This is a genomic window from Brucella cytisi, from assembly GCF_038433355.1.
GTDB classification, from domain to species: Bacteria; Pseudomonadota; Alphaproteobacteria; order Rhizobiales; family Rhizobiaceae; genus Brucella; species Brucella cytisi.
Window position 1 is genome coordinate 1 of sequence record NZ_JBCAUP010000035.1, and the last position, 26616, is coordinate 26616.

Sequence of the window (26616 nt, forward strand, 5' to 3'; positions counted from 1 at the left end):
CCTGAGCAGGGCGGCATCCACGCCCACTTTCAGCAGGTAGAAGCGGACTGATTACCGACCATTCCTCGTCTGTCAAACCTATCCGTTCGCCCAAAGCAGCCTCCAAATGGCAGCCTTGAATCAAAAATTGATTCCTCAGTCAACCTTTGTCCACGAGCGCTAGGAGAAAATCCACGTGGCTATGAACCGGTTACAGATACAAATCCGACTTTAACGGAAACTGACGCTGCTGAACCTGCCGGCAATCAACCAAAGACGCGCGCTCCGCGGAGAAAAGCCGTGCCAAAATCAAAACGAGCTGGGACCGCTTCTTCATCAGTTGCAACCAAAGTTGCTACCAAGCCTGCTAAGGCGGCCAAAGCTGCTTCAAAGGTCTGCCCCGCTGCGCTGCCGCCGTTGCAGAGCAAGCGCAACAAAGAGTGGAAAATCCACACTCAAGGTTACTTTAAAGCAGGCTGAAGTGAGTGAGCAAACCTACTACAACTGGAAAAATGCTGCTGCAAAGAACAGTCCCGTGTCATCTGCGGGCTCATCCGGACAGGAGACTCCTGCGGAAGTTACCTGTTAAGTATTTTCATGCCTGAATGAGTGTGGAGATCAGCGCCCAAGCGTCGCCGCGGTTGTGTCGGGGCTGACACCATCAAGGAAAGTCACAGTGGGAACGAAGAACAGTGAGCCTGTTACCGCACGACTGAAATCGAGAATGTGGTCGTAAGTGCCAGGAGGATTGCCGATAAACATATTCTCCAGCATTTTCTCGATACGTGACGGCGAACGGGCGAAACCGATAAAATAGGTCCCGAATTCTCCTTTGCCGACTTCGCCAAAAGGCATGTTGTCACGCACGATCTGAAGCTGCTCTCCGTTCTCTTCAATGTTCGTCAGTACATTGTGAGCGTAAGGTTTCTTCTGCTCATCGCGTTGCTCGATATCAGACAGCTTGTACCGACCTATTATGTTTTCCTGTTCCTCGACCGGGACTCTGTTCCAGCTATCGAGGTCATGAAGATATTTCTGGACGATCACGTAGCTGCAGCCGGAAAATTCAGGATCCTCGTTGCCAATGAGAGTTGCTGCAAGAGCGGCCTGATTGACCGGATTCTCGGTACCGTCGACGAAACCCAGGAGATCGCGGTCGTCGAAAAACTTGAAGCCGTGCACCTCATCGGCAACGGAAACATAACCTTCAAGCCGCGACATGATATGACTTGCCAACTCGAAGCACTGGTCCATGCTGTCTGCCCGGACATGAAACAGAATATCACCGGGTGTCGATACGGCGGTATGAACACCGCGTATCTCACGGAATACATGCAACTCCTTCGGCCTCGGTGAACCGAAGAGACGATCCCAGGCCCGCGCTCCAAAACCGGTGACGCAGGAGAGTTGCCCATTCAATCGCCGGAACCCGACACCTCGCACCAGGCTCGAAAGATCAGCGCACAGCCCCCTCACAGTCTTTTCTGCTTCGGGACCGTCATTGATATTCACGACCAGAAAGATCGCAGCTCTCGTGAGTTTTCCGACAACGGACTGTGAAACGGGGAGAGATGAAATATCGTCTGTGGCCATGTTCACTCCATCTCGGCAGATATAAGGTTTCCAGGCTTTGGCGACCCTCAACTATAATTACCCCAAAGCCAAACTTTCCGCCAAGCGATATCAACCGGCAATGAAAACGATTCGCTCATCGGAGATAAGTGGGTTTTTGCCCGGCTCACACGGAACCACACGGCACGAGCCATGAACTTTTGCGCAGGCCCCGGTTCATCAGCGCTGCAAATTGACAGGTGATGAAACGGCTGACGATGCCGCCAACGACATGCGCAAATGATATGAAACTGGTGTGATCGACGGTTTTATAACTGCGTCAGACGGCTCGGTCGATTCGACACAGGTAGCACTTGATGAACATGCAAGGATCACCAAAGGAGGACTTTGCGATTGGAATATTCCGGAATTACAGCCTTCGGGCGGGAGAGGATACCACAAACAGAAGATGGGATGAGTTTCTAACGCTATCTTTAGTCAAATCTGATTAGGGGGCCACGTCAAATGGCAAAACAGACGGCTGTAAAAACTCTATAATTCCCTTTCCGCCCCCTGATGACCCCACGGTTCGTCAGACTGAATTCTCTTTTTATTCTGTCATGCCGTTCGCCAGCGTTGAAGCATTGACTTTTGTCAGCATCGATGACTAATGTCAGAATATCCAACGAAAGAACCCCAATGCCCGTCCGACCGAATGACCAGATCATCCACAAGGCCGCCTGGCTCTATTATACGCACGGCCTGCGCCAGGACGAAGTAGCGCAGCGGCTCGAAATCTCCCGCGCCTCGATTGCGATGTACCTGCGCAAGGCACGCGAGATGGGGATCGTCACGATCTCGACTTCCTCAGAACTGTTTTCAGACGATGTGCTGGCGCGCGAACTGGAAGACGCAACGGGCCTGAACACTGTCTGGCTGGTGCCGGAAGACCGTCAGGCAATGGACCCGGCTGCTGAAATGCCGGTCGTCGCAGCATCTGTTTTCCTTGAGCTCCTCAACAAGGGGGACCGGGTCGGCGTCGCCTGGGGCCGAACCGTCTATCATATTGCAGACGTGATGCCTTTCGCGGATCTTAGCGGCGTTACAGTTGTTCAGCTCTGCGGCAATCTCGGTGCGCCCTATTCCTATCGACCGGATCAGTGCACCACGGAAATCGCTCGCCGTCTTAATGCGGAAGGCATCAACTTCTATGCGCCGCTCGTGCTTTCGTCCGAGCGTCTTGCTGACGAATTGCGCGGTGAACCGGTTATCAAGGAACAGCTCGCGACGATCCCAGACTGCAATCTGGCGCTCTATTCAGTTGGCGGCATTGAGGATGACAGCCATCTGGTCAAATGCGGAGCGCTTTCAGCCGCCGACATGCATGCCATGGGCAAAAAGGGCGCTGCCGGGGTCATTGCTGGTCAGCTAATTAACCGCGAGGGCCAATGGCTGGATTGCAATCACAACAGGCGCTGCATTTCCGCTGACCTCGATTCCATTCGCGCCATCAAGAAGCGCATGCTCGTTGTGCAGGAAGACAACAAATTCGAGCCGCTGGTAGCGGCGTTGAAGGGCAGCTTTGCTTCCCATCTCGTCGTTACGACCTCCATGGCGCGTCGGATTCTGGATCGCTGGAGCAAGGATGGGCTCGAAAAAGGCAGTTCACGCAAGGCTTGAGTCAGGAAAGTTTGGGTCCGTCGATGCCGGTCGGGCCGGTTTATCGGGAGGCTGAATACCATGGAAAATCTCTGGCGCGATGACGAAGCGGAAAAGGTCATCGCCGAATACGCTGCGAAAGACATCAACCGTGATCTGGCGCTGCGTACCTATACGACGCGGCTTCTGGGTGGCGAGCCACGGCTGGTGCTGCATGGCGGCGGCAACACGTCGGTAAAAACCGAGGTGACCGACCTCCTCGGTGACACCCATGCAGTGCTCTGCGTCAAAGGCAGCGGTTGGGATATGGGCACGATCGAACCTGCAGGCCTGCCTGCGGTGAAAATCGACGCCCTCCTCAAGAGCCGTAAACTCGACAGGCTTTCAGACGAGAACATGGTAACGCTGCTGCGCGCCAATCTCATCGAGCCCGCCGCTCCGAATCCTTCCGTGGAAGCACTGCTGCATGCCTTCCTCCCGCACAAGTTCATCGACCACACGCATTCGACGGCTATTCTCGCCATTGCGGACCAGGCCGAGAGCCAGAAGATGAGCACGGAACTCTTCGGCGAGAAAATGGGCTTTGTGCCCTATATCATGCCCGGCTTTGCTCTCGCCAAGGCGGCCGCCGAAGTGTTCGAACAGAACCCGACAGTTGAGGGCCTGATCCTCGACAAGCACGGCATCTTTACCTTCGGCGACACCGCGAAAGAAGCCTATGATCGAATGATCCACTACGTCACGGTCGCGGAGGATCACGTCAGGAACAATGGTCGCAATCCGTTCACGCCCGCTACCCTGTCCTCTTCCCTGGCCAGCCCCGGCGATATCGCCCCCATGCTGCGCGGCGCGATCGCCGTCGACAAGGGGGAAGGCCGCTATGACCGAATGGTCAGCGTTTTCCGCACATCTCCGGCAATTCTCCATTTCGTCAATGCCCGCGAGGTCGCGGACATGGCGGCGCGGGGTGTCTCCACGCCCGATCTTTCAATCCGCATTAAGACCGGCCCGATGGTGTTGCCGGCACCTGCCACGGATGGTCTGGCCGGTTACCGCGCGGTCATCGACCAGCACGTCGCAACTTTCGTCGCCGATTACACCGATTATTTCCGCAGCAATGATGCACGTGACGACGTCAAGCGCACCATGCTCGATCCCATGCCGCGCCTGACGTTGGTGCCCGGCCTTGGCATGTTTGGCCACGGACGAACCTTCAAGGATGCGACCATTGCCGTCGATGTCGGCGAGATGTGGATCGAAGCCGTGCGTGATGCCGAATCCGTTGGGCGTTTTGAGCCGGTCAGTCGCCCCGATCTCTTCGACCTTGAATATTGGTCGCTAGAACAGGCTAAGCTCGCGGGCGTCAGGCCGAAGCCCTTTACTGGGCAGATCGCTGTCGTTACCGGCGGTGCGGGCGCCATCGGCGCTGCCGTCGTCAAGGCCTTTGCCGCCGAAGGCGCTCATGTTGTTGCGCTTGATCTCGATGGTGAGAAGGTAGCAGTGGCTGCCAAGGCCGCCGGAAACAACTCCATCGGCATTGCCTGCGACATCACTGATGCCGCCTCTGTTCGCGCTGCCTTTGACAAAGCAGTCGCAACATTTGGTGGTGTTGACATTGTGGTATCGAATGCCGGAGCGGCCTGGGAAAGTCCTATCGCCACGATGGACGATGCGCTGCTGCGCAAGAGTTTCGAGCTGAATTTCTTCGCTCATCAGACCGTCGCGCAAAATGCCGTGCGCATCATGAAAGCACAAAAGACCGGCGGCGTCCTACTCTTCAACGCCTCCAAGCAGGCGGTCAATCCCGGTGCTAAGTTCGGTGCCTACGGTCTGCCGAAAGCAGCAACCCTCTTCCTGTCACGGCAATACGCGCTGGAACATGGTGCCGACAACATCCGCGTCAACGCGGTCAATGCGGATCGTATTCGTTCCGGTCTTCTTAACGATGAGATGATTGCCAATCGGGCTGCAGCTCGCGGCCTCTCCGTGAAAGAGTATATGGGCGGAAACCTGCTCGGCCTTGAAGTGACGGCTGAAGACGTTGCTCGCGCCTTCGTGCACCATGCGCTTGCTGAACGCACGACTGCCGATGTCACCACTGTCGATGGCGGGAATATCGCAGCAGCGATGCGCTGATCTTCCGGGGTAAGGCTGGTAACTACGCCAGCCTACCAGACATACAGAAAGGGGCGGTCCGATTGACCGCCCCTTCCTGTATGCAGTCATGCCAAAATCAAGGCTTGGGCATCCATGCAGGCATGGCAACATCGGCATGGGCGAACTGCGGTAGTTTCGCGCCAAGCTCTTCCATGTTCTTGATGTCCTGATCGTTCAGGTCCTTCTGTGTAATCAGGGTCGGCGGCACAATGACCTGCTTGCCCGGATTTTCACCAGCCAGCAGTATGGCCAGCGAGCGCACCGACACCTGACCGACCACCGCCGGATTGGTCGCTGCCGTCGCAACCCACGCAGAACCGGATTCACGCATGGCGGCAATGTCAGAGGTCGAGATATCCGCCGAATAAATTTTCACGTCAGAAGACATCCCAGCTTCATCGACCGCGATCTTCACGCCCTTGGCGAATTCGTCATAGGGTGCAAACATCACTGTAATGTCGGGGTTGGCGGAGATCACAGAGCGTGCCTGATTGGCGACGGAATTGGCAATTGGATTGTCCATTGTACCGAACTGGGCTGCTTCCTTGATGCCGGAATATTTCGTCTTAAACTCTTTCCATTTCTCGTCACGTCGGTCTAGCGGCGCGATACCTGCGACATAGACATAGCCAGCCTTGAAGCTCTCGCCATTATCCTTGATCGCCTGCTCCAGTGCCAAGCGAGCAAGGTCGTGATCAGACTGCTCGACTTGCGGAATATTCTCGTTCTCAACGTTCACATCGAAAGCAACGACCTTGATGCCCGCGTCAACCGCACGCTTGGCGGCTTCCTTCATGGATTCCGTCAGGCCATGCTGAATGATGATGCCCTGTACTCCAAGTGCGATGGCCTGGTCGACCATATCAGCCTGCAGCGCCGCATCCTGACGGCTGTCGAATACCTGAAGCTGGACGCCCAACGCCTTGGCCTGTGCTTCGACGCCTGCGAGGTAGGACTGGAAGAAGTCGCCGGTCGACAGATAACGCACGAGTGCGATCTTTACTTCGCCCGGCTTGTCGAAAGGTTTCGGCATATCGGCCGCGAGGGATGGCGCGGCAAATGTTGTCGCGGCCATCAGCCCCAGCGTCAGCTTGCCCAGGGTTCTACGCGTGAAATTCATGTCAGTCTCCTCCACTGATCAATATTGGTAGCCCGCTGAAGGTTCCCGCCTCAGCGTTTGCCTCTTTTCGAGAGCGCAAAGGTGAAAATCAGGGCGATTACAAGCACGGCGCCCTTGACGAAATCCTGGGTATAGTAAGGCGCGTTCATCATCGTGAGGCCCTGCAAAAGGATGCCAACGAACAGAGCGCCGACAGCAGTACCGAACGCATTTGGCTTTGCAGCGCCGAGCACTGCGAAACCAATAAGGGCTGCGGCAACGGCATCGAGAAGCAGATTGTTGCCCGAGGCGATATCCCCGCGCCCGAGGCGGGCGGCGAGCAGAATACCGCCGATCGAGGCAAATACGCCGGAGATGATATAGGCCGATATCTTGTAGGCATTGACCGGCGCGCCCGCGAGGCTTGCAGCGCGCTCGTTGGAGCCGACGGCATACATCATCCGTCCGAAACGGGTGTACTCAAGGAAGAACCAGATAACAATTGCCAGCACGATCAGCACCACCACCGAGACTGGCACCAGATTGGGCAGGATGAAATCGAAACGGTGGCGACCGAGCGCCAGAAAGGCCGGGTTGAAGGTGCCAGTGGCGGTCGAACCATCGGGAAGCGTCATGCCCGTTGCGATTGAGCGCCCTTCGGTCGGGATTCGCTGCAGGCCAAGGAGCAGGAACATCATTCCAAGCGTCGCCAGAAGATCGGGAACGCGCATATAGACGATGATAATCCCGTTGACCAAACCGACGACCACGCCCACGGCTAGGCAGACGAGTGTCGCTGTCAGAGCATCTCCGCCCATGACCACCATCACATAGGACGAGGCCATCATGGCGGTAGTGGCAACCGAGCCTATGGAAAGATCGAAACCGCCGACAACGAGTGTCGCGGTGACGCCGAGCGCAAGAATGCCCGTGATTGATACGGATTGCAGGATGAAGACGGCGCTCTGGGGTGAAGCGAAACCACCGGTTACAACCGAGAAATAGAGCACCATGCCGACAAGCAGCACGAGGAAGCCATATTTGATCACGGTTTCCCGGATGTTCAAGGCCGCTGGCGGAACTGTACCGGTGACGGCGGATTTGCTCTCTTCATTTATCATCATGCACTGACCTGTTGATGGGATTGTCCGGCAATCTCGGAGAGCAGCCGCTCGACATCAATGTCTGCATTGCGATGCTCGCCCACGATGGTGTGTTCCGACATCACGAGGATGCGGTCGGCGACTTCGAAGGCTTCGTCGAGTTCCGTCAGAAAAAGAATTGTGGTGCGCCCTGCTGCAGAAGCTCGCAGCTTCTCACCTATGTCGCGACGGGCAGCGATGTCGACGCCCTGGAAAGGCTCATCGAGGATGAGCAGCCGCGATGGCTCGGAAAGCCAACGGCCAACCATGACTTTCTGCTGGTTTCCGCCCGACAATGTCTGCATCTCGTCGCGCTCACTGCGGCAAACAACGCCGAGCGACGAAATCTGCTGGCGCGCCGTTACCTTCTCCGCCCGTCGGTTTGAAATGCCGAAAGTCGAAAGCCGGCGTAAGAATGGCAAACTGATATTCTCGTAAATATTGAAGTCCGGTACGATCCCGCTGATCGCACGGTCCTTCGCGACAAGGAAAACGCCTCTGGCAATCGCTTGACTCGTTGTCTTCGGTGCGTAGTTCACTCCATCCAGCGTCATGTCGCCTGCTTCCGGGGCACGCGAACCAAACAACGTTTCCGCAAGTGCCGTCTTGCCCACGCCAACAAGGCCCGTGACGGCAACGATCTCACCATCGCCGAGATCGAAATCGAAGGGTCGCGTCTGTTCGGAAAGCTTGAGGCCCCGCACACTGAAGACCGGGCGACTAGCGTCGCGCACGGTAACAGCACCAGCCGACACCTTGCGCCCCAGCATGGCATTTACGGCGCCCTCGTAATCGAGCTCTGGCCCTTCGAAGTGGCCAGTGATGCGACCGTCGCGCAGCGATACGATGCTGTCAGCAAGGCGACGAATATCCGACATGCGATGCGAGATATAGAGAATGGCGACGCCCCGCGCCTTCAACCGATCAACGAGGTCGAACAGACGGTCCGCCTCGGCACTGGAAAGCGACGATGTCGGTTCGTCGAGGATCAGCACTTTCGGTTCATGCGCCATGGCGCGCGCAATCGCTACCATCTGGCGATCCGCAAGTGTCAGGTCATTGATATTGGCCGAAAGGTCGATGGCAAGTCCCATGCGCGAGGCGACCGCCGCCGCTTCGCGGCGCACCCGGCGAGGATTGAAGAACAGCCGCGCGCCGCGTCCATTCAGCCGGTCAAGAGTGAGATTGGTTGCCACATCGAGATCGGCGACGACACCATCATTTATATTCTGGTGTACAGTGACGACGCCAGCCCGGATTGCCTCGGCGGGCGTCACTGGATCAAAGGCAGCATCCGCCAGCGTGATGGTGCCGCCACCACGGGTGTAGACGCCAGAGAGAATGCGCACGAGTGTGGATTTTCCGGCGCCATTGGCGCCCATCAAAACCGTCACTGCGCCTGCCTTGAGGTCGAGATCAACACCTTGCAGGACCGTCACCGGTCCAAAGGATTTGCGCACGCCCTCAATGCGAAACACTGGCTGTTCGCTCATAAATTCCTCCCACTTACGCCACGTTAAGATAGGCCGCCATCAAATGTCAAGGCCATTGACATTTGACAGAATGATGCCTTAGCTGTGGGAAAGACGGCATGGCGGCGCATGGTGGAGGCGGCCCATGCGCAGGAGGAGAGCATTATGGACAGCCACGTCTTCGAGGCGCTGAGTACAGAGACATTGCCAGTTCGGCTAGGCGGCAATGCCGCCCTGAAAGAAAAAGTTGGAAGCGATTCGTCGCGCTGGACCATCAGGGAAGTTGGTGACGGCAATCTCAATCTGGTCTTCATCGTCACGGGAGAACGAGGCGCCGTGATCGTCAAGCAGGCGCTACCCTATGTGCGTCTCGTCGGTGAAAGCTGGCCTCTGCCGCTCAAGCGTTCTTTCTTCGAATATCATGCTCTTAAACGCCAGGGTGCGCGCGATCCGGGCATGGTGCCGGAAATCCTGCACTTCGATGAAGCGCAGGCGATCATCGTCATGGAGTTTCTAACACCCCACATCATCCTGCGCCGCGCCCTGATTGACGGGCGCGAACTTCCCAGGATCGGTCGTGACCTCGGCCTCTTCGTTGCCCGTACCCTCTTCCGGGGTTCCGACCTTTCGATGGTGACACGCGAGAAGAAGGCGGATGTCGCCCTGTTTTCCGACAACGTTGAACTCTGTGACATCACGGAAAACCTTGTCTTTTCCGATCCCTATTTCGAGGCAAAACTTAACCATCACACCACACCACAGCTCGATCCAATCGTGGCAGAGCTGCGCGCAGACCGCGAGCTCAAGGTGGAAGCGCAGCGGCTGAAACATCTCTTCTCTGCCAAGGCCGAAACACTCTGCCACGGTGACCTTCACTCCGGTTCCGTTATGGTGACCGACGATGAGACGCGTGTCATCGATCCGGAATTCGCGTTCTACGGTCCGATCAGCTTCGACGTCGGCATGCTGATCGCCAATTTCTGGATGAGCTATTTTTCCCAGGCCGGTCATGAGGCTGCACCCGGCGCTCGCGACAGAATGCGCACCTATCTTCTCGATACGATCGAGACGCTGTGGGACACTTTCCGCGCCGAATTCGCTGCCCTGTGGCGTACGGAGCGCAAAGGTATCCTCTATCAGGCAAGTCTCTTCGAAGATCGCCAGGACCCGCTTGCCGCCGAACAGGCACTCAACATCGTCATCGACGATATCTGGCATGAAATGCTGGGCTTCGCCGGCATCGAAACCCATCGCCGCATCCTGGGTCTTGCCCATAATGCCGATTTCGAAACCATCACCGACCCCGACCGCCGCGCTGCTTGCGAGAGCAAGGCGCTGAAATTCGGGCGTCATCTCGCAGTCAACAGGCAGCGCATCCATAGTCTTCGGGATATCCGCGAGACAGTGGAGCGGCTTGAAAAGGAGATTCTCGCGTGAAAGTCGGAGAACGCCACTACCATACGATCTGGCTGAACGAAGACGACCGCTCCGTCGACATCATCGATCAGCGCTGGCTGCCACATGAATTCCGTGTCGTAACACTGAAAACGGTCGCCGACGTCGCCGATGCGATACGCGACATGTGGGTGCGCGGCGCTCCACTGATCGGTGTTACGGCTGCCTATGGCGTCGCCATCGCCATGGCGAAAAGCCCCTCGGATGCTCACCTTGATGCAGTCTGGGAAGAGCTGAACGAGACACGTCCCACCGCCATCAACCTGCGTTGGGCGCTGAACTCAATGCGCGAATATCTGCGACCATTGCCTGAGGCCGAACGTGCTGATGCGGCCTATAGGCGTGCCGCCGAGATCGCCCAGGAAGATGTCGAGCTCAACCGCGCAATCGGTGCCAACGGCCTTGATGTCATTCGCGAGATCGCTTCGAAAAAGAAGCCGGGCGAGCCGGTGCGCATCCTTACCCATTGCAACGCTGGCTGGCTTGCTACCGTCGATTATGGCACCGCGACGGCGCCGATCTATATGGCCGTAGAGGAAGGAATCCCGGTCCACGTCTATGTCGATGAGACGCGTCCGCGCAATCAGGGTGCCTATCTGACGGCCTGGGAAATGAAGGGCCATGGCGTGCCGCACACGCTAATCGTAGACAATGCTGGCGGGCATCTGATGCAGCACGGCGATATCGACATGGTAATCGTCGGCACCGATCGCACCACGGCAAACGGCGATGTCTGCAATAAGATCGGCACCTACCTCAAGGCGCTCGCAGCGCGTGACAACGACGTGCCGTTCTATGTTGCACTTCCTTCGCCAACCATCGACTGGACGGTGCATGACGGCGTCAGGGAAATCCCGATCGAAGAACGCACCGCCGACGAAGTGAGCTTCGTCCAGGGTCGCGCTACCGATGGCTCAATTGCAAGCGTCCGCATCTCACCGGAAGGCAGCCCCGCTGCCAATCCAGCCTTCGACGTAACGCCCGCCCGCCTCATTACCGGCCTCATCACGGAGCGCGGCATCGCAACGCCGTCATCTGAAGGCCTGAAGGCGCTCTTTCCGGAAAGGAGCTGAGACGATGGTTCTGACCAACGAAAAATCCACCGAGGATATCGCACTCGGTATCCGTCGCCGGGTCTTCTTCCATACAATGAAAAACAATGGTGGCTATCTAAGCCAGGCCTGCTCCGCCGCCGAGAGCCTCGCGCTTCTCTATAACGAGTTCCTGACGCTCGGCGAACCAACCCTGCCAAAAGTGCCTTTGCCTTTTCGCGGCGTACCCTCCGCCCATAATCCGGACGCCTTCACCGGAGCCGGATATCATGGTCCCGTTGGTCCGAACTTCGACCGCCTTTTCATCTCGCCTGCCCATTATGCGCTCGTCATTTATTCCGCGCTGATCGAAATGGGACGAATGGACGAACATGCGCTCGATCATTTCAATAAGGACGGTGGCTCGGTCGAAATGATTGGTGCCGAGCATAGCCCCGGCATGGAAGTGACTACGGGCTCGCTGGCACAGGGGCTTTCCATGGCGTCAGGCGTCGCCTGGGCGCGGCTGCGGAACAAAGAGCCCGGCAAGGTGTGGGTCTATATGTCGGACGGCGAATTCCAAGAAGGTCAGACCTGGGAATGTCTCGCGGCGATGAGCTACCACAAGATCGACAACGTTCGCGTCATCGTCGACGTAAACCGCCAGCAATGCGACGGTGCCATGTCCTCCGTACTCGACCTTGGCGACCTTGCGTCCCGTGTGACGTCCTTTGGGGTCACCTGCCGTTCGGTGGATGGCCACGATCTCGACGCGCTGCGGACAGCTGCAGAAAGCGCGGAAGCAGGCAAACCACTTGTCATCCTCGCCAACACTTCACCTTACCAAGGCATGGATTTCCTGAAAAAGCGTTTCCCGCGCCTGCACTATGTCCGATTCAAGAGCGCGGAAGAGAGGCTGGAAATGCAGAAGGCTCTTGCTGCCGAACTCGACGTCGATCTCAATGCGATGGAAGGGGCCTGACCATGGTCGAAATCGTCAACCGCCCCTACGCCAAGGCTTTCGAATCCTTCGCAACCGCGCGCCCGGAAGTGTTGTGCCTTTCGGCCGATCTGACCTCGTCCTGCGAGGTCGACGGTTTCCGCGACCGGCATCCGGAGCAGTTTCTTACTCTCGGCATGGCCGAACAGAACATGTTGTCTTTTGCTGGCGGTCTCGCCATGCAGGGATTCCGGCCGTTCATCCATACCTTTTCGGTTTTCCTCTATCGACGGCCCTATGACCAGCTGATCAACTCGATTGCCTATTCCAATCGCAAGGTGCGATTGATGGGGTTCCTTCCCGGTATCACCACACCGGGCGGCATTACGCATCAGGCGATTGAGGATATTGCCGTATTGCGTGCTGTACCGAACATGACAATCCTCGAAACAGGCGATGCGACCGAAGTCGAGACTGTGTTGGAAATCGCCGACAGCATCGACGGCCCGGTCTACGTGCGCATCCTGCGGGGCGAAGTACCTCGTCTGTTTTCGACACCATTTGAATTTAACAGGCTTCGCACGCTCTCGGAAGGTGATGACATCCTCGTCGTCTCTTCCGGCGTATGCACCGAAGAAGCACTGCGCGCCACCGGCCCACTCGCCACGCGTGGTGTCGGCATCCATCATCTTCACGCCTCAACGCTGAAACCATTCGATAGGGACGGCCTCCTGAAAGCCGCACGCGGTAAGAAGGGCATAGTGACCCTGGAGAACCACACAATCGTTGGAGGCCTCGGCTCAATGGTCGCTGAAATCCTTGCGGAGGAAGGGCTGGGTATCCGCCTCAAGCGCCTGGGCCTCAACGACACTTTTGCACACGGTGCCTCGAAGCCATATCTCATGAAGAAATATGGGCTCGATGCGGGAGCCTTGGTTTCAGCAATTGAGATGCTTGTCGGCATGAATCTCGCCATCGGCGAAGAGGAACTGGCGGAAGTTCGCCTCGATCATGTCCATTCCGCACAGAAGGCCGAGGCGCTCTGATGGCACCGCGCTTTACGGTCACATATTTCGTGCGGGCCGCCGAGGAAGCGGAAGCCAGGACGCGCGCACTCGACATCGCGCTGGAACAGACCGTGGAAATCCCACGCACCGCTGTGCCGAAAGGCTATGTGGAGGACGAGATACTCGGCCGGTTGGAAAGCCTGCTCCAGGATCCCGAAGGCAGATCAGGATTTCTCGCCGCAATCTCCTATTCGGAGGACGATGTCGGGGGGGATTTTCTGCAATTCCTCAACATCGTCTTCGGTAACAGTTCCATCAAGCCAGGCATCAAGGTCGAGGATATCGGCCTGTCACCGGGCTTGCTTGATCTGTGCAAGGGACCACGCCACGGCATAGCGGGTCTGCGTGCCCGCGCTGGCATCGGCGAAAAGTCGATCTTGATGTCCGCCATCAAGCCGGTCGGCCTGTCGACTACGGAGCTCGCCCGTCTCGCCCATGATTTTGCGCTGGGCGGCATGCATTTTGTGAAGGATGACCACGGCCTTGTCGACCAGAAGACCGCCCCCTTCGGCGAACGTCTGAAGGCTTGCGTTGAGGCTGTCGGCGAAGCGAATGCGAAGAGCGGGGGCAAGACGAGCTTCGTTCCCAACATTACAGGCCCCGCCACCGCCATCATCGAACGGGCAAAACAGGCCGAGGAATGCGGTGCCGGCGGCGTGATGATCGCGCCGGCGCTCGCAGGTTATGACGTCGTGCGCGCACTGGCCGCCGATCCGGATTTCTCGCTTCCGATCGTCTCACACCCCGCCTTTTCCGGCGCTAACGTCGTCTCACCCGATTGTGGTTTCTCGCACCGCGTCTTTTTTGGCACGCTGCACCGCCTGATGGGCGTCGACGCCGTGGTCTATCCAAATTTCGGTGGTCGCTTCGGCTTTACCCGCGAGGAATGTCAATCGATTGCAAAAGCGTGTGCCATCGATATCGGCGGATTGAAAGCCATCGCCGCCGCTCCCGGCGGCGGCATGACTTTCGCCCGCATTCCGGAAATGCGAGATACCTACGGCAATGACGTTATGTATCTCGTTGGGGGCGCACTGCTGTCGGAACCCGATCTGGTCAGCGCATGCAAGCGCTTTGTTGCCGCAACGGAGTGAACAGTATCAACTTGCAGGCTGGATATGGATACGCCCGCCATGATGAGGATTCAGTGATCAATCGCCACCGGTTATGGCTCGGGGACCTTCTGCTTCAGTAACCTCGCTTGCGGTCAATCTCGCCCATAAGCGCTTCGCCCTTCTGCAGCCGCTGCAGATTTTCAACGAGTATGTCAGCCGCTCCATGGCTGTCAGTCACGCAAGCGATATGAGGTGTAAGGATCACCTTTGGATGCGACCAAAGGGGATGCGCCGATGGAAGTGGTTCAGGTGCGGTCACGTCAATGAAAGCCGACGAAAGATGTCCGCTATCGAGAGCTGTAAGAAGCGCATCATAATCCGTATGCAGCCCGCGACCGACCAGAACCACACTTGCCTCCCTCGGCAGGCGCGCAATAAACCCGGCATCGATCAAGCCTTCTGTTTCCGCCGTGAGCGGCAGAAGGCAAACCAGTATGTCTGTTTGCGCAACGAATGCCTGAAGCCCGTCCGTGCCTGAAAAACACTGCACATCCTCAATATTCTTCTCGCCGCGGCTCCAGCCGGATAGTGGGAAACCGAAAGGCTTGAGCGCCGTCAAAGCGGCCTGTCCAAGATATCCAAGCCCCATTACACCCACCCGGCGGCGATGCGCACTTGGCTGAGGAAGGGTCTGCCAAATCTCGTCACGGCTTTGTTTCAGATAAGCGGGCAATTGCCGGAATACGGACAGCACGGCGAGCGTCACATATTCCTGCATCATCCGTGCAAGACCTGGCTCGGTCATGCGGACAATACGAACGTGAGAAGGGATATCTGCTTCCAGAAATTGCTCTACACCCGCCCCACTTGAGAAAATGATTTCCAATGCAGGGAAGCGCTCCGCCAGCTCTTCAGGAGCCTGCCAGCATAACAGATGGCGCACCCTTGCCGCAGCGTCGGCATTCAGCTCGCCGGAGAGGAACTCCATCTCCGGCAGTTCGTGGGCAAACACGTCGCGAATCTGCTCGGTGCGCCCCGCATCCAGATAACAATAGAAAGCCATGACGCCCCCAGCGCAACACGTAGCACGTGTTGCGCATTAATATAAATCAGTGGTTGAGAACGCGGCGCAGGAAATCCTGTGTACGCGGATGCTGGGGTGCACCGAGCACGTCCTTGGCCTTACCCTGCTCAACGATGACGCCGCCGTCGAGAAAAAGCACACGGTCAGCTACGTCACGGGCAAAGCCCATCTCGTGCGTCACCACCAGCATGGTGAGCCCTTCATCGGCAAGACTGCGCATGACATCAAGCACATCGCCCACCAGTTCGGGGTCGAGCGCAGACGTCGGCTCATCGAACAGGATCGCCTGCGGCCGCATCGCCAAGGCGCGGGCAATCGCAACACGCTGCATCTGACCTCCGGAAAGTTGGCCCGGATAGTGGTTGGCCCGGTCTCCCAAACCGACCCGCTGAAGCAGATGCTCGCCATATTTGCGAGCCTCGACCGGCTTTTCACCTTTGACGTACACTGGACCTTCAATGACATTTTCAAGTGCGGTTCGATGGGGGAACAGGTTGAACCGCTGGAAAACCATCGCCATTCGCGTGCGAATATCGTGGATCGAACGATCCTTCGCATTAACCCGCTGGCCTTCAATCAGAATATCGCCACCCTGATAGGTTTCCAGCCCGTTCAGGCAACGCAGCATCGTGGACTTTCCCGAACCGGAGGGACCTATGAGGCAGACCACTTCACCCTTCTGCACATCAGCGCTGATGCCTTTGAGAACCTGAAGCGGACCATAGGATTTGGTCACGTTCTTTATTTCAATCATCGCCATGATCAGTGTCCGTTTCTTTTACCGAAAAGCTTTTCGAGACGCCCGACAGCCATCATCAGCGGCAAGCTCAGGCAGAGATAGAACATGGCAACCAGCGTATAGACGCTCATGTTTTTGAAGGTTGAGGAGGCGAGCAGCTGGCCTTGCAAGGTCAGTTCAGCAACGGTGATGGCCGACGCCTGCGAGCTGTCTTTCAGCAGCATGACCATGATGTTGCCGTAGGGTGGCAGGATTACACGAACGGCTTGCGGCAAGATCACGCGGCGCATCGTCATGAACCAGCCCATACCGATAGACTGCGCGGCTTCCGTCTGCCCGTGGTCGATAGCTTCGATGCCGGCGCGGAAATTTTCTGCCTGATAGGCTGAATAGGCAATGCCGAGACCGATGATACCAGCCTGAAGAGCGGAAAGCGCAATGCCGAATTCCGGTAGAACGAAGTAGATATAGAACAGCTGTACCAGAATGGGGATACCGCGAATGACATTGACGATAGCTGCGGCAATGACCGACACCCAACGGATCCCCGATACCCGCATCAGCGCCCAGACGAGCCCCAGAAGCGTCGAAAGGACAAGGGAACCCAAGGTCACGAGAAGCGTGTATTTCACGCCTTCCAGCAAGATCGGGAAGAACTCGCGGATGTCCATGAGAAAATTTTGCATTGGCTTTAACTCTGTTTATTTGGCGTGATCAAACGGGGATTAGGCCTTGCGGCCGGCAGGCCCCGTCTCGTGCGCAGACCGAAAAGCATGACGAGCCTCAGCTTGGACGCGCGCGTGGAGCACACCTGAAATTTCGAGCATGGGGATTATTTCAGTCCATATTTCGCAAGAATTTTCTGAAGCGTACCGTCCGACTTGATGCGGGCGATAGCCGCGTTGATCTTGGGCATACGTTCATCACCTTTGCGCAGGGCCAGACCAAACTCGCCGCCAGCCGAAGCTTCATAGCTCTCGACCATCTTCACCTTGGGGAACCGGCCCTGCGAAAGATAATACGCGGCCATCGGACCATCTCCGAAGCCGGCATCAATGCGCCCGGCGTTCACGTCGGCAATGATATCGGGAATGCCCTTGTAGACCTTAACATCGCTGAACAGCCCGCTCTTCTTGAAGAGATCGACGAAAGTGGTCCCCACCTGCACGCCAATGGTCTTGCCCTTGAGATCCGCATAGGTCTTGTAGGCAGTATCATCCGAAACCGGTACGAAGACGCCTTCGCCATAACCATAGACAGGATCAGAGAAGTTCACGACTTTTGCCCGTTCTTCGGTGATGAACATTGCCGAGGCAATCATGTCGATCTTGTTCGAGGTTAGCGATGGCACGAGCGCCGAAAACTGCACGGCTTCGAATTCCGGCTTGATACCGATATCCGATTCAATAGCCTTGACCACATCGATCAATACGCCATCCATCGCCTTGGTTTCCGTGTTCACAAAAGTAAACGGCAAACCGGTGGGCGAAGAGCCTACTTTGACGACTTCCTGGGCCAAGGCGGGCATCGCGCTCCCCATGATGACCGTCATAGCCGCCAGGCCGAAAATTTTCTTGAGACGCATGACATTCTCCTTCCTAAATGCAGCGATAAGGCTGTTATTCGTAACGCTGGTTGTGAAACCGCGTTTGATAAAGTGAAACTCGTTGTGACCAGCGTCCACGTTGCGGCTTCTCACTTGTGGCCACCGTGGGAATCCGAACCGTTTCTCAATGCACGTTCACTGGATGCTACGGCTTCCAACCTGCGATCCTTCCGTTCAAGGTCGGCAAAAACCAGCGGCATGAACCAGGCTTTTCCGCGCCACGTAGGAACAAGACGCGGGGGACGGAAATCGAAACTGCTTTCGCTGTTCGGTACGCCCAGTATTTTCTGCGCTGCCTTGAGACCGAGCCAAGGAGCCCAGACAACACCCGAGCCACAGAAACCGGTTGCATAATGAACCGCTCCACGTTGAAAAATTCGAGGCACCATGTCCCGATTCATCGCCACATAGCCAAACCAGCTATGCGAGATACCAACTCCTTCAAGCTGAGGGAAAACCCTGCACATTTCTGTATAATTGCGCTGTGTGGCACTATCCGGGTCGCCTCGGCTTGTTACGTCACGCCCCCCGAACAAAATGCGCCGTCCATCCGGCGACGGGCGGAAATAGTAAGTCATAGCGCGAGTGTCGGTCAGCATTTTCAACCCCGGCACCAAGTCGCGCACGCGTTCCTCACCGAGCTCTTCGGTTGCTATGATTCGTGAACGCAAGGGCACCAGCCGCTGACGCAACCAACGGTCCGAATGGTCTGTATAGCCGTTCGTGCAAACAAGGACTTCGCGTGCCTGAGCACGGCCACGCGCGGTAATTACCGTTTTCTTACCAGCGCTTTGGTCGATGCCTTCTACGCGGCATTCGGCGTGAATCAACACTCCTTCAGCGAGTGCAAGCCGCACCAGTTCCGCATGAAATTTTGCCGGATGCAGACCGCCTATATCCATACGCACACTACCGCCAGCATATAGGTCCGTGGCGATATGGCGGTGAATCTCGTTCAAGGGAACCGCATAGGATTCGATGCCGGTCGCACGCTGGATAGCTTCAACACTTCGCGCCATATCATCATATTCGGCGCGCGTCATTGCACCGCTGAATCGTCCCACAAGCTGGAAATCCGCGTCGATGCCTTCATTAGCCAGAAAATCAATCATGAAACGGCGCGCTTCATGGCCTTCAGCAGCAATCTTCACCGCACGCTCCAAGCCGAACTTGCGCACCAGTGTCTTATCGTCGGGACGAATATTGCCACTGGTAAAGCCGCCGTTGCGGCTCGAAGCACCAAACCCCAGTTGTTCCCGCTCGAAAACCTGAACCTTTCGCCCTGCGCGCGCCAGATGAAGAGCAGCGCAAAGTCCCGCATAACCCGCACCAACAATGGCAACGTCGCAATCCCGCTCGATCTCGTGGTTCTCGTTGCTGCGCGGCGGAGCGGCTTCCCACCAGTAAGGTGTATCCTTGTAAGCCATGTCCGATATGTCCCCTCCATGTTTTGGATGGATTTTGTTTTTAGTTTATTGAACGTGGATCAAATATGAAGCAGAATAGTGAAAACTAATCAACCCCGATTCAATCCTGTTCGTAGCGAGAGCCATCAAAGGATGCCAAAAGTGAACAAGGTAGAAATATCCCCGACCGCCCCAACCAGGGAGCCTGCTCCCAACGATGCAGGGGATATCGGAGCGCGTATTCGCTTGCGACGGCAGACGCTGGGCCTCACGCTCGGTTACCTGTCGGAAGTCTCTGGTCTTTCGACAGGAGCCTTGTCACAGATTGAGCGCGGCCTGGTGTCGCCGACTGTGCGTACCCTTTATACGATTGCCGAAGTGCTCTCCATGAGCCCGGCCCAGCTCATCGACCCGCAAGGCTTCGCGGCGGCCGCACGTGCTAATCCTTATGTATTGCGTGCCGGTGAACAGCCAGAAGTGCTGAACGCTGGCGGCGTCATCAAGCACCGCGCTTCGCCTGAACTCATCGAGACGATGAAATCCTTCGCCGTGCGGATCATTCCGGGCGGGAGTTCCGGTGATGAGTGCTACACGCATTCCGGCGAGGAACTGGGTTATGTCATTTCGGGCAGTTTCACGCTGCAGATTGAAGACGCACAGTACCTGCTTTCAGCAGGCGACGGATTTGCACTGCCTTCAACGACCCGCCACAGATTCTTCAATAATGGTGAAGCCGAAGCTTTCGTGCTCTGGGTGAACAAACCAGAGTGAAATTGCCCGGCAGGCAAAAAAACACTGGAGAAAGATGAAAATGGCAAGCAGCCCTGATAGCTTCTCACGCTCATTATGGTGGAACGTGGCTGGGGAGGCAAAGCCTGACCATCCCAAACTGAATGGCGTACACGAGGCGGATGTCGTTATTGTTGGTGGCGGCTTTACGGGAATTTCCAGCGCATTGTTCCTCGCCGAACGCGGAAAGACTGTAGTGGTCCTTGAGGCGCGCCATGTCGGCTTCGGCGCATCAGGACGTAACGGCGGACAGGTGATCCCCGGACTGAAGCATGATCCCGAAGATCTGCTTGCGAACTATGGGCCAGAGCAAGGCAGGCGCATGATCGATCTCGTGGGCGGTGTAGGCGATCTTGTCTTCGGCCTTGTGCGCGAACATGAAATCCAGTGCTCTCCTGTTCGAGCCGGATGGATACAGGCCGCCCATTCCCAGCTTGCAACCGCTGCCGTCCATAAGCGTGCCCGGCAATGGCAGACTCAAGGCGTCGAAGTCGAGATCCTGGATCGCGCGCAGATTGCAAAGCTTTCCGGCACAGAGCGCTATTTCGGCGGATGGCGCGATCCGCGCGCGGGCGCCCTGCAACCGCTGGATTATGTCCGTGGGCTTGCCCGTGCCGCCACGGCGCGCGGCGTTCAGATTTTTGAAGATTCCTCAGTTACTTCTCTGACGCCGGAGAATGGCGACTGGATCGCAAAAACCACAAATGGGTCGGTTCGCGCACGTGAAGCACTTGTCGCTACCAACGCATATACAGGTAATCTCATACCGGGTCTCTCTCAAAGCATTCTTCCAGTGCAAAGCATGCTCATTGCAACAGAGCCTCTTTCGGAGAAGCAGCGAAGTGAGATCATGCCAGGCGGCGTTGTCCTGTCCGAGACGCGCAAAATTGCTTTTTATATGCGCCAGTCAGAAGACGGGCGTTTTCTTATCGGCGGGCGCGGCGCTGTCGGGATGAACGAAAAGAAAGCACTGATGGAAGCGCTGAAGGCTGGAATGGTGAGACTGTTTCCACAGCTGGAAGGTGTCGGCATCGATTATCACTGGTCCGGCCATGTGGCGCTGACCATGGATGGCCTGCCACATCTTCACAATCCTGCCCCGGGCTTGCATGCCATGCTTGGCTATAATGGCCGGGGCGTGGCCATGGCCACCGCTTTTGGCAAGATGTATGCCGAATACATCGCCGAAGGCCGCCCCATGGTTTATCCGACCACCAATATACCGCGCCTTGCGTGGCATGCCATCCGCAAGCCTGTCATGGACCTCGGAATCCGCTGGTACTGGATCAAGGACAGCCTTGGTTTTGCATCAAAATAATCCCATACAGAAAGAACCTGAAATGCTGAGAAACGTAATCAATCTGGGCGTTTCGCCTCCTTGCGCCTCCGACCTGGAAGAAGCTTTCCGAGCCATAAGCCTGGATGGTCAGTCGACGGAGCCTTTCGGCTTTGGACGCGCGATCCTTTCTGGCGAAGGAACAGGGGTAAATAGCCCGTTTTCCTCCTTCATAATGCTGTGTGATGGTGCTTTGACGATCCAGGACGGTAATGGTCTCGAAATCGCGTTGACCAAAGGCGAGGTCGGGAGCCTGCCCGCAGACATATTCTCATGGCGCGCAAATGCGGCAGATTGTGTGATCCTCACGATACATCAGGAGTGCCCAGGCGCATCCTTCACCAAACTTGATTTGGACCATCCCATGTCATCCGGCGGAGCGCCCAATCCTGCGCTTCTGACCACACCTGCACCAACGACATCCCGTCACGAGTTCCAAAGTGACGATCCACTTGCCTGGGGCATCTGGGCCACTACACCTTATGCTCGCCATCCGATCACCTATTCTTTCTCGGAATTGATGATGCTGCGGAAGGGCAAGGTGACACTTTCCAACCCTGAAGAGGGATGCGTGACATTTACGGCGGGCGATATCTTCCTCGTTCGTCCCGGTGCCGTAGCAGCATGGGACAATCCGAGCGATCTTGAAAAATTCTGGATCATTCACAGCCCCAACTAGGCCATTTCCAGTAAACGGGCGAAGCGCCTAACAAAGCAGATCAGTCCGATGGACTGATCTGCTTTGCCTGACTATTCCCTCATGGCAAGACCGGGTCTCAACCGCCTGTGCATGCAGAAGGCATGGCGCGGCCCACGCCCCACGATAATCGACCCTGTATGATGGTCAGCGTTTGTCGGCCGTTTGAATAGGTCGTACCTTCTTTGCCGATAGAAGGTAAATCAATCGCCGTTTCGCCATTAACGGAGACGGAAGCACGATCACCGAACAGGCGTACCGCCAACTGGGTGCCGTCCTCGCACTTGTAGTGGCCAACGGGATAGGGATTGCCTGCACCGATAGACGCACCGGTTGCGGACAGGTTGAAAGCCCCAAGTAGCAGGACGCAAAATACTGCGATTAATGAACTATTCAACGCAACAATCCTCCGGGTTGGGAGCTGACCAGCGAAAAGTATACGAGATTATATGGCTGCGGAAGTACACTTAATCATCATAACGACACCGTTCACGGACAGCGGGATGCACGGAATGAAACCAAAACTAACTGGATTTCGCTGTAAAACTACCCAGAAATAAAACCCGCGTAACCGTCGTCCAATGTCTTGTGCAGAATTGCCGAATATCCCGCAAAGGGCACGTCGCCGGGTCGTAAACGCCCAAATGACGGATCGGCGAACTGCCTCATGGGCACGAGCGCGAGCGGCGCTGAAACTGGTGTCAGGTGTGCACCCTGCCCGGCGCGCAATGTCGTCAGGATGCCAAACATCTCGCCTGTAATGCTTGGGCGGGAGAGCACGGCCATGCGGTATTGGCCGGATGTATTCGTGACGAGATAGATGTGTCCCGAAAGGTGTGGAACGGAGACAGCTCCCTGTTGCGAGAACGAAACGTCGGACCGTTCACGCTCACGAAAATTGAGATGCCCGGCATCGAAATCCCAGCCGATTTCCGTGATGTAAGCGAAGATAGCCTTGTCCTCGCCGAAGGACGGACGCAAGGTGAGGTAATCGCCTTCGAGCCATGAAACCGATGCGCGAGAATAGGCGCCCAGTTCTTGCCCTGCGTGGCTGTTGCCATTCCTGGCCAACGGTGCGGGAGCTTCACCTGCCTGTTCACGCAGGGCGACACCCGTTGCCTGTTCGAGCCGGATGATGGTTGCGAGCGTGAAGGGTCTGTGGCCCGACAGTGCTTTCTCCAAAGTCGAAAGACTGATCCGCGCTTCGTCGGCCAAAAGCTGGCGCGAAATTCGCCGTCGGGCAATTTCCTCACGAACCCGTACGGCAACGCGGGCATTGAGCTGGTCGGGAAGGTGAGAGTCCTGATCGGACATAGCTTATCCTGAATTGCGTACTTTTCTGCACAATTCCACACATATGCGTAACCGGCAAGGTGGTTTGCGGAAAGTGACGGCTGAAACTTGGCAAAGCTTACGCTGGAGTGGAAACAATAGCTCCGGCGACAATGGCTCCAGTTCTTCGAGGTGAACAAGGAGCACATCATGTCACCCGCGATAAGTCTTCCAAATCATAACAAAAGAGGCTGGATACTCTCCCGCTTGTGTTCGTTCGTCTGGTTCTGCAACATGGTGTTGCTGCCGATGCTGGCTGTCATTTTCTGTCTGTTGCAGATCGTGCAGGCCCGCGCTGAAACACCCGCTCTGGTCACGCCGAGCGAGGTTCAATCCGGCAGTCTTTTGCTTGAGACAAGCGAACCCGGGCGTTATATCGAAGCGCCTCGGCTAGCGACGGACGTCAACCTCGATGTGAATGGCCCCACGGTCCGGGCCCGGCTGACGCAGGTATTCGAGAACCAGACCGACGGTTTCGTTGAAGCCCTGTATGTCTTCCCATTGCCGGAAGAAAGTGCGGTCTATTCGCTGAAGATGGTCATTGGCGATCGCGTGATTGTCGCTGACATCAAGGAGAAGCAGGCAGCCCGTGAAATATATGAACAGGCGAAAAGCGAAGGTAAAAAAGCAACGCTGATCGAACAGCAGCGACCCAACGTGTTTACCAATGCGGTTGCCAATATCGGCCCGCATGAGAAAGTCGTCATCCAGATTGAGTATCAGCAGGCGGTGCGGCTTTCCGATGAGCGTTTCTCGCTGCGTGTGCCGTTGGTCGTCGCACCACGTTACAATCCGGACAATGCCTCACCGGTTGTCCAGGAAGTCGAAATGAAGAACGGCTGGGGCAAGTCGAGCGATGCGGGCAAACCTGATACTTACAATGCACCTCTTGTAACGCCTTTGGCCCCACCGGCTGCCCTGCGAACCAATCCTGTGAGCATCTCGATCAAACTGAAGGCAGGCTTCCCCCTTGGAGAGGTTGAGAGCCTTTACCACAAGGTCAGCATCGACACGATGAACAGCGCGACACGGGAAATCACGCTGGACGAAACTGCTGGTGCAGATCGCGATTTCGTTCTTGAATGGAGCGCGGTCGCAAGCGACGCACCGCAGGTCGGGCTGTTCCGCGAACATATCGGCAAAGACAATTATGTACTTGCCTATGTTACGCCACCGGCAGTTGCCAGCGCAAAAAGGGCCCAGCGTGAAGTCATCTTCGTGATCGATAATTCCGGATCGATGGGCGGTACTTCCATCGAACAGGCAAAGGCCAGCCTGGATTATGCACTGTCGCAACTTCAGCCCGGAGATCGTTTCAACGTGATCCGCTTCGATGACACATTGACCAAATTCTTCGAAGATTCAGTTGATGCTAATCAGGAGAATATCGCGTCCGCCCGCCGTTTCGTGACGAGCCTTGAAGGGCAAGGCGGCACCGAAATGTTGCCTGCCCTTCATGCCGCACTTGATGACAGCAATCAGGGCAATGGATTGCGCCAGATCGTGTTTCTTACCGACGGCGAGATCAGCAATGAGCAGCAATTGTTAGATGCTGTTGCAGCACGTCGGGGGCGCTCGCGTATTTTCATGGTCGGTATCGGTTCTGCCCCGAATTCCTATCTGATGAACCGTGCGGCAGAACTTGGACGCGGAACCTTCACCCATATCGGGTCGGCGGCTGAAGTGGACGAACGCATGCGGGCTCTGTTCGACAAGCTTGAAAACCCGGCTGTTACCGATCTGAAGGCCAATTTCTCGGAAAAGAATGTGAGCGTGACTCCCTCCCTTCTACCCGATCTCTATCGTGGTGAACCACTTGTCATCGCCGCGCGAATGGGAAACGCAACCGGAGGACTTGTTATTGAGGGCCAGATGGACGGTCGTCCATGGACGGTCAATCTGCCGCTTGATCAGGCAATGAATGCCGAAGGCATTTCAAAACTGTGGGCACGTCGCAAGATTGACGACGCCGAAGTGGAACTTACCCTTGGGAAAATTTCCCAGAACGCCGCTGATGCGCGCATTCTTCGCCTCGCACTGGAGCATCATCTGGTCAGTCGGCTGACGAGCCTTGTGGCTGTCGACAAGACACCGTCCCGACCGGCAAATGCGCCGCTGACCCGCGCCGATATTCCACTGCAACTGCCTGCTGGCTGGGATTTTGACAAGCTGTTCGGCATTCGTGCGGATCGCACCGTCGGGGATCACGCAAGCATGGACATGAATAAGGCAAGCGACGCTGCCCGCAGCCATGAACGCCCTGCCTCGCCTTCATCGCCATCGCCGTCAATTCCGTTGCCGCAGACGGCAACGCCAGCGACACTGCTGCTTATGCAAGGCTTGGGTTTGATGCTGATTGGACTGTTCGTCTTCTGGTTCTTCCGCCGCAAGGAGAATGTGTGATGCCTATCAATCAGGTTGTTACAGGGAACGCGCTGAAGCGTTCCCTACTCCCTGCGGTGGGCATGCTGCTAATTGCGCTGGGGATGATAATTGCCAGTCAGGGAATCTGGATCCATGCGAAGGCATTTGTGGCACAGATCCTCCTCGAACGAGCTTTTGCGGAAAGCATTGAAGCTGGCGCACCAGTCAAACCCTGGAGCTGGGCCGATACATGGCCGGTTGCCCGTATTAAAGCGCCACGACTTAATGAATCAGCCATCGCTCTGAAAGGCGCCAGCGGGCAAGCATTGGCTTTCGGCCCCGGTCATCTGGACAATACGCCGATGGCTGGGGAACGGGGAACAGCCGTCTATGCTGCGCATCGCGACACACATTTCGCTTTTCTGAAGAATGTCGAAAAGAACGACCAGATACTCGTCACCCGCAGCGACGGAAAGACGATTTCCTATCGTGTCAGTCATATGGCCGTCGCGCGTTGGGATGAAGCAAAGATCCCCGAAAATGGCGAAGGTCGGCATCTTATACTGGCGACATGTTATCCGTTCGATGCTATCACGCCTGGGCCGCTTCGCTATCTGGTTTATGCGGATATGGAAGAACTACAGTAACCCAGCACG

General features: G+C 56.6%; 24 protein-coding genes. 13 read left to right on the forward strand and 11 right to left on the reverse strand.

The features are described from left to right. Positions 1-279: 279 nt before the first annotated feature. Positions 280-459 carry a hypothetical protein gene (locus tag AAE521_RS23920; protein WP_342062738.1) on the forward strand — a complete coding sequence of 60 codons (180 nt, stop codon included), beginning with the start codon at positions 280-282 and terminating at the stop codon, positions 457-459. Between the two features lie 138 nt (positions 460-597). Here AAE521_RS23920 and AAE521_RS23925 read toward each other — a convergent pair whose 3' ends face one another. After that, positions 598-1572 (reverse strand): Dyp-type peroxidase, encoded by a 975-nt coding sequence (locus AAE521_RS23925; protein WP_342062739.1) that lies wholly within the window; start codon positions 1570-1572, stop codon positions 598-600. Between the two features lie 621 nt (positions 1573-2193). On the opposite strand from AAE521_RS23925, the gene AAE521_RS23930 reads away from it, so the two are divergent. Both AAE521_RS23930 and AAE521_RS23935 read left to right on the forward strand, forming a co-directional pair. Next, positions 2194-3210, forward strand: a complete 1017-nt coding sequence (locus tag AAE521_RS23930) for a sugar-binding transcriptional regulator (protein WP_342062740.1) — start codon at positions 2194-2196, stop codon at positions 3208-3210. 60 nt (positions 3211-3270) lie between these two features. Beyond that, positions 3271-5325 (forward strand): bifunctional aldolase/short-chain dehydrogenase, encoded by a 2055-nt coding sequence (locus tag AAE521_RS23935; protein ID WP_342062741.1) that lies wholly within the window; start codon positions 3271-3273, stop codon positions 5323-5325. A gap of 97 nt (positions 5326-5422) precedes the next feature. Here the strand turns inward: AAE521_RS23935 and AAE521_RS23940 are convergent, their stop codons facing one another. From AAE521_RS23940 to AAE521_RS23950, 3 genes are read right to left on the reverse strand one after another with little or no spacing between them, the layout of a single operon-like run. Continuing rightward, entirely contained in the window at positions 5423-6466 is a 1044-nt protein-coding gene (locus tag AAE521_RS23940) for a substrate-binding domain-containing protein (protein ID WP_342062742.1), read from the reverse strand. A gap of 50 nt (positions 6467-6516) precedes the next feature. Next, a complete protein-coding gene (locus AAE521_RS23945) occupies positions 6517-7566 on the reverse strand; it encodes an ABC transporter permease (RefSeq protein WP_084094359.1) in 1050 nt (349 codons plus the stop codon). Beyond that, the gene (locus tag AAE521_RS23950) at positions 7566-9080 is read right to left on the reverse strand and encodes a sugar ABC transporter ATP-binding protein (RefSeq protein ID WP_071633265.1); all 1515 of its coding nucleotides are present in this window, start codon (positions 9078-9080) and stop codon (positions 7566-7568) included. The genes AAE521_RS23945 and AAE521_RS23950 overlap by 1 nt, the downstream gene beginning before the upstream one ends. A 144-nt stretch (positions 9081-9224) precedes the next feature. On the opposite strand from AAE521_RS23950, the gene mtnK reads away from it, so the two are divergent. Genes mtnK through AAE521_RS23975 form a run of 5 tightly spaced genes read left to right on the forward strand, consistent with a single transcriptional unit; the run spans position 9225 to position 14646 of the window. Next, a complete protein-coding gene (mtnK, locus tag AAE521_RS23955; RefSeq protein WP_342062743.1) occupies positions 9225-10496 on the forward strand; it encodes an S-methyl-5-thioribose kinase in 1272 nt (423 codons plus the stop codon). Further along, complete coding sequence (mtnA, locus tag AAE521_RS23960; protein WP_342062744.1) at positions 10493-11587, forward strand: S-methyl-5-thioribose-1-phosphate isomerase; 1095 nt, start codon at positions 10493-10495, stop codon at positions 11585-11587. The genes mtnK and mtnA overlap by 4 nt, the downstream gene beginning before the upstream one ends. 4 nt (positions 11588-11591) lie before the next feature. Continuing rightward, positions 11592-12527 (forward strand): transketolase, encoded by a 936-nt coding sequence (locus AAE521_RS23965; RefSeq protein WP_342062745.1) that lies wholly within the window; start codon positions 11592-11594, stop codon positions 12525-12527. Between the two features lie 2 nt (positions 12528-12529). Next, positions 12530-13531 carry a transketolase family protein gene (locus AAE521_RS23970; protein ID WP_342062746.1) on the forward strand — a complete coding sequence of 334 codons (1002 nt, stop codon included), beginning with the start codon at positions 12530-12532 and terminating at the stop codon, positions 13529-13531. Next, a complete protein-coding gene (locus AAE521_RS23975) occupies positions 13531-14646 on the forward strand; it encodes a RuBisCO large subunit C-terminal-like domain-containing protein (protein ID WP_342062747.1) in 1116 nt (371 codons plus the stop codon). The genes AAE521_RS23970 and AAE521_RS23975 overlap by 1 nt, the downstream gene beginning before the upstream one ends. Before the next feature lie 94 nt (positions 14647-14740). Here the strand turns inward: AAE521_RS23975 and AAE521_RS23980 are convergent, their stop codons facing one another. The 5 genes from AAE521_RS23980 to AAE521_RS24000 form a co-directional block, all read right to left on the reverse strand. Further along, on the reverse strand, positions 14741-15670 hold the full coding sequence (locus tag AAE521_RS23980) for a 2-hydroxyacid dehydrogenase (RefSeq protein WP_342062748.1): 930 nt from the start codon (positions 15668-15670) through the stop codon (positions 14741-14743). Between the two features lie 46 nt (positions 15671-15716). After that, a complete protein-coding gene (locus AAE521_RS23985) occupies positions 15717-16445 on the reverse strand; it encodes an amino acid ABC transporter ATP-binding protein (RefSeq protein WP_071633280.1) in 729 nt (242 codons plus the stop codon). Positions 16446-16453: 8 nt separating this feature from the next. Next, entirely contained in the window at positions 16454-17116 is a 663-nt protein-coding gene (locus AAE521_RS23990; protein WP_071633259.1) for an amino acid ABC transporter permease, read from the reverse strand. A 146-nt stretch (positions 17117-17262) separates the two neighbouring features. Then, on the reverse strand, positions 17263-18015 hold the full coding sequence (locus tag AAE521_RS23995; RefSeq protein WP_071633258.1) for an ABC transporter substrate-binding protein: 753 nt from the start codon (positions 18013-18015) through the stop codon (positions 17263-17265). Positions 18016-18125: 110 nt separating this feature from the next. After that, positions 18126-19463 (reverse strand): NAD(P)/FAD-dependent oxidoreductase, encoded by a 1338-nt coding sequence (locus AAE521_RS24000; RefSeq protein WP_342062749.1) that lies wholly within the window; start codon positions 19461-19463, stop codon positions 18126-18128. 132 nt (positions 19464-19595) lie between these two features. Between AAE521_RS24000 and AAE521_RS24005 the strand changes: the two genes are divergently transcribed. The 3 genes from AAE521_RS24005 to AAE521_RS24015 are packed head-to-tail and all read left to right on the forward strand — an operon-like array spanning position 19596 to position 22246. Further along, positions 19596-20213 carry a cupin domain-containing protein gene (locus AAE521_RS24005; protein ID WP_071633256.1) on the forward strand — a complete coding sequence of 206 codons (618 nt, stop codon included), beginning with the start codon at positions 19596-19598 and terminating at the stop codon, positions 20211-20213. Between the two features lie 40 nt (positions 20214-20253). After that, complete coding sequence (locus tag AAE521_RS24010) at positions 20254-21549, forward strand: NAD(P)/FAD-dependent oxidoreductase (protein ID WP_342062750.1); 1296 nt, start codon at positions 20254-20256, stop codon at positions 21547-21549. A gap of 22 nt (positions 21550-21571) precedes the next feature. Next, a complete protein-coding gene (locus tag AAE521_RS24015; RefSeq protein ID WP_342062751.1) occupies positions 21572-22246 on the forward strand; it encodes a cupin domain-containing protein in 675 nt (224 codons plus the stop codon). 97 nt (positions 22247-22343) lie between these two features. On the opposite strand, the gene AAE521_RS24020 is transcribed toward AAE521_RS24015, so the two are convergent. Together AAE521_RS24020 and AAE521_RS24025 are read right to left on the reverse strand one after the other, a co-directional pair. Beyond that, positions 22344-22661 carry a hypothetical protein gene (locus AAE521_RS24020; protein ID WP_342062752.1) on the reverse strand — a complete coding sequence of 106 codons (318 nt, stop codon included), beginning with the start codon at positions 22659-22661 and terminating at the stop codon, positions 22344-22346. Positions 22662-22810: 149 nt separating this feature from the next. After that, on the reverse strand, positions 22811-23578 hold the full coding sequence (locus AAE521_RS24025; protein ID WP_342062753.1) for a helix-turn-helix domain-containing protein: 768 nt from the start codon (positions 23576-23578) through the stop codon (positions 22811-22813). A gap of 168 nt (positions 23579-23746) precedes the next feature. Between AAE521_RS24025 and AAE521_RS24030 the strand changes: the two genes are divergently transcribed. Both AAE521_RS24030 and AAE521_RS24035 read left to right on the forward strand, forming a co-directional pair. Further along, on the forward strand, positions 23747-25999 hold the full coding sequence (locus tag AAE521_RS24030) for a marine proteobacterial sortase target protein (protein WP_342062754.1): 2253 nt from the start codon (positions 23747-23749) through the stop codon (positions 25997-25999). Then, positions 25999-26607 carry a class GN sortase gene (locus AAE521_RS24035; protein ID WP_342062755.1) on the forward strand — a complete coding sequence of 203 codons (609 nt, stop codon included), beginning with the start codon at positions 25999-26001 and terminating at the stop codon, positions 26605-26607. The genes AAE521_RS24030 and AAE521_RS24035 overlap by 1 nt, the downstream gene beginning before the upstream one ends. The last annotated feature ends 9 nt before the right edge of the window (positions 26608-26616 follow it).

Bases quoted from the DNA above. Each gene is read 5' to 3' on its own strand.
- AAE521_RS23925 (WP_342062739.1), bottom strand. From the start codon at position 1,572: ATGGCCACAGACGATATTTCATCTCTCCCCGTTTCACAGTCCGTTGTC.
- AAE521_RS23930 (WP_342062740.1), top strand. From the start codon at position 2,194: ATGACTAATGTCAGAATATCCAACGAAAGAACCCCAATGCCCGTCCGA.
- AAE521_RS23935 (WP_342062741.1), top strand. From the start codon at position 3,271: ATGGAAAATCTCTGGCGCGATGACGAAGCGGAAAAGGTCATCGCCGAA.
- AAE521_RS23940 (WP_342062742.1), bottom strand. From the start codon at position 6,466: ATGAATTTCACGCGTAGAACCCTGGGCAAGCTGACGCTGGGGCTGATG.
- AAE521_RS23945 (WP_084094359.1), bottom strand. From the start codon at position 7,566: ATGATAAATGAAGAGAGCAAATCCGCCGTCACCGGTACAGTTCCGCCA.
- AAE521_RS23950 (WP_071633265.1), bottom strand. From the start codon at position 9,080: ATGAGCGAACAGCCAGTGTTTCGCATTGAGGGCGTGCGCAAATCCTTT.
- mtnK (WP_342062743.1), top strand. From the start codon at position 9,225: ATGGACAGCCACGTCTTCGAGGCGCTGAGTACAGAGACATTGCCAGTT.
- AAE521_RS23965 (WP_342062745.1), top strand. From the start codon at position 11,592: ATGGTTCTGACCAACGAAAAATCCACCGAGGATATCGCACTCGGTATC.
- AAE521_RS23970 (WP_342062746.1), top strand. From the start codon at position 12,530: ATGGTCGAAATCGTCAACCGCCCCTACGCCAAGGCTTTCGAATCCTTC.
- AAE521_RS23975 (WP_342062747.1), top strand. From the start codon at position 13,531: ATGGCACCGCGCTTTACGGTCACATATTTCGTGCGGGCCGCCGAGGAA.
- AAE521_RS23980 (WP_342062748.1), bottom strand. From the start codon at position 15,670: ATGGCTTTCTATTGTTATCTGGATGCGGGGCGCACCGAGCAGATTCGC.
- AAE521_RS23985 (WP_071633280.1), bottom strand. From the start codon at position 16,445: ATGATTGAAATAAAGAACGTGACCAAATCCTATGGTCCGCTTCAGGTT.
- AAE521_RS23990 (WP_071633259.1), bottom strand. From the start codon at position 17,116: ATGCAAAATTTTCTCATGGACATCCGCGAGTTCTTCCCGATCTTGCTG.
- AAE521_RS23995 (WP_071633258.1), bottom strand. From the start codon at position 18,015: ATGCGTCTCAAGAAAATTTTCGGCCTGGCGGCTATGACGGTCATCATG.
- AAE521_RS24000 (WP_342062749.1), bottom strand. From the start codon at position 19,463: ATGGCTTACAAGGATACACCTTACTGGTGGGAAGCCGCTCCGCCGCGC.
- AAE521_RS24005 (WP_071633256.1), top strand. From the start codon at position 19,596: ATGCCAAAAGTGAACAAGGTAGAAATATCCCCGACCGCCCCAACCAGG.
- AAE521_RS24010 (WP_342062750.1), top strand. From the start codon at position 20,254: ATGGCAAGCAGCCCTGATAGCTTCTCACGCTCATTATGGTGGAACGTG.
- AAE521_RS24015 (WP_342062751.1), top strand. From the start codon at position 21,572: ATGCTGAGAAACGTAATCAATCTGGGCGTTTCGCCTCCTTGCGCCTCC.
- AAE521_RS24025 (WP_342062753.1), bottom strand. From the start codon at position 23,578: ATGTCCGATCAGGACTCTCACCTTCCCGACCAGCTCAATGCCCGCGTT.
- AAE521_RS24030 (WP_342062754.1), top strand. From the start codon at position 23,747: ATGTCACCCGCGATAAGTCTTCCAAATCATAACAAAAGAGGCTGGATA.
- AAE521_RS24035 (WP_342062755.1), top strand. From the start codon at position 25,999: ATGCCTATCAATCAGGTTGTTACAGGGAACGCGCTGAAGCGTTCCCTA.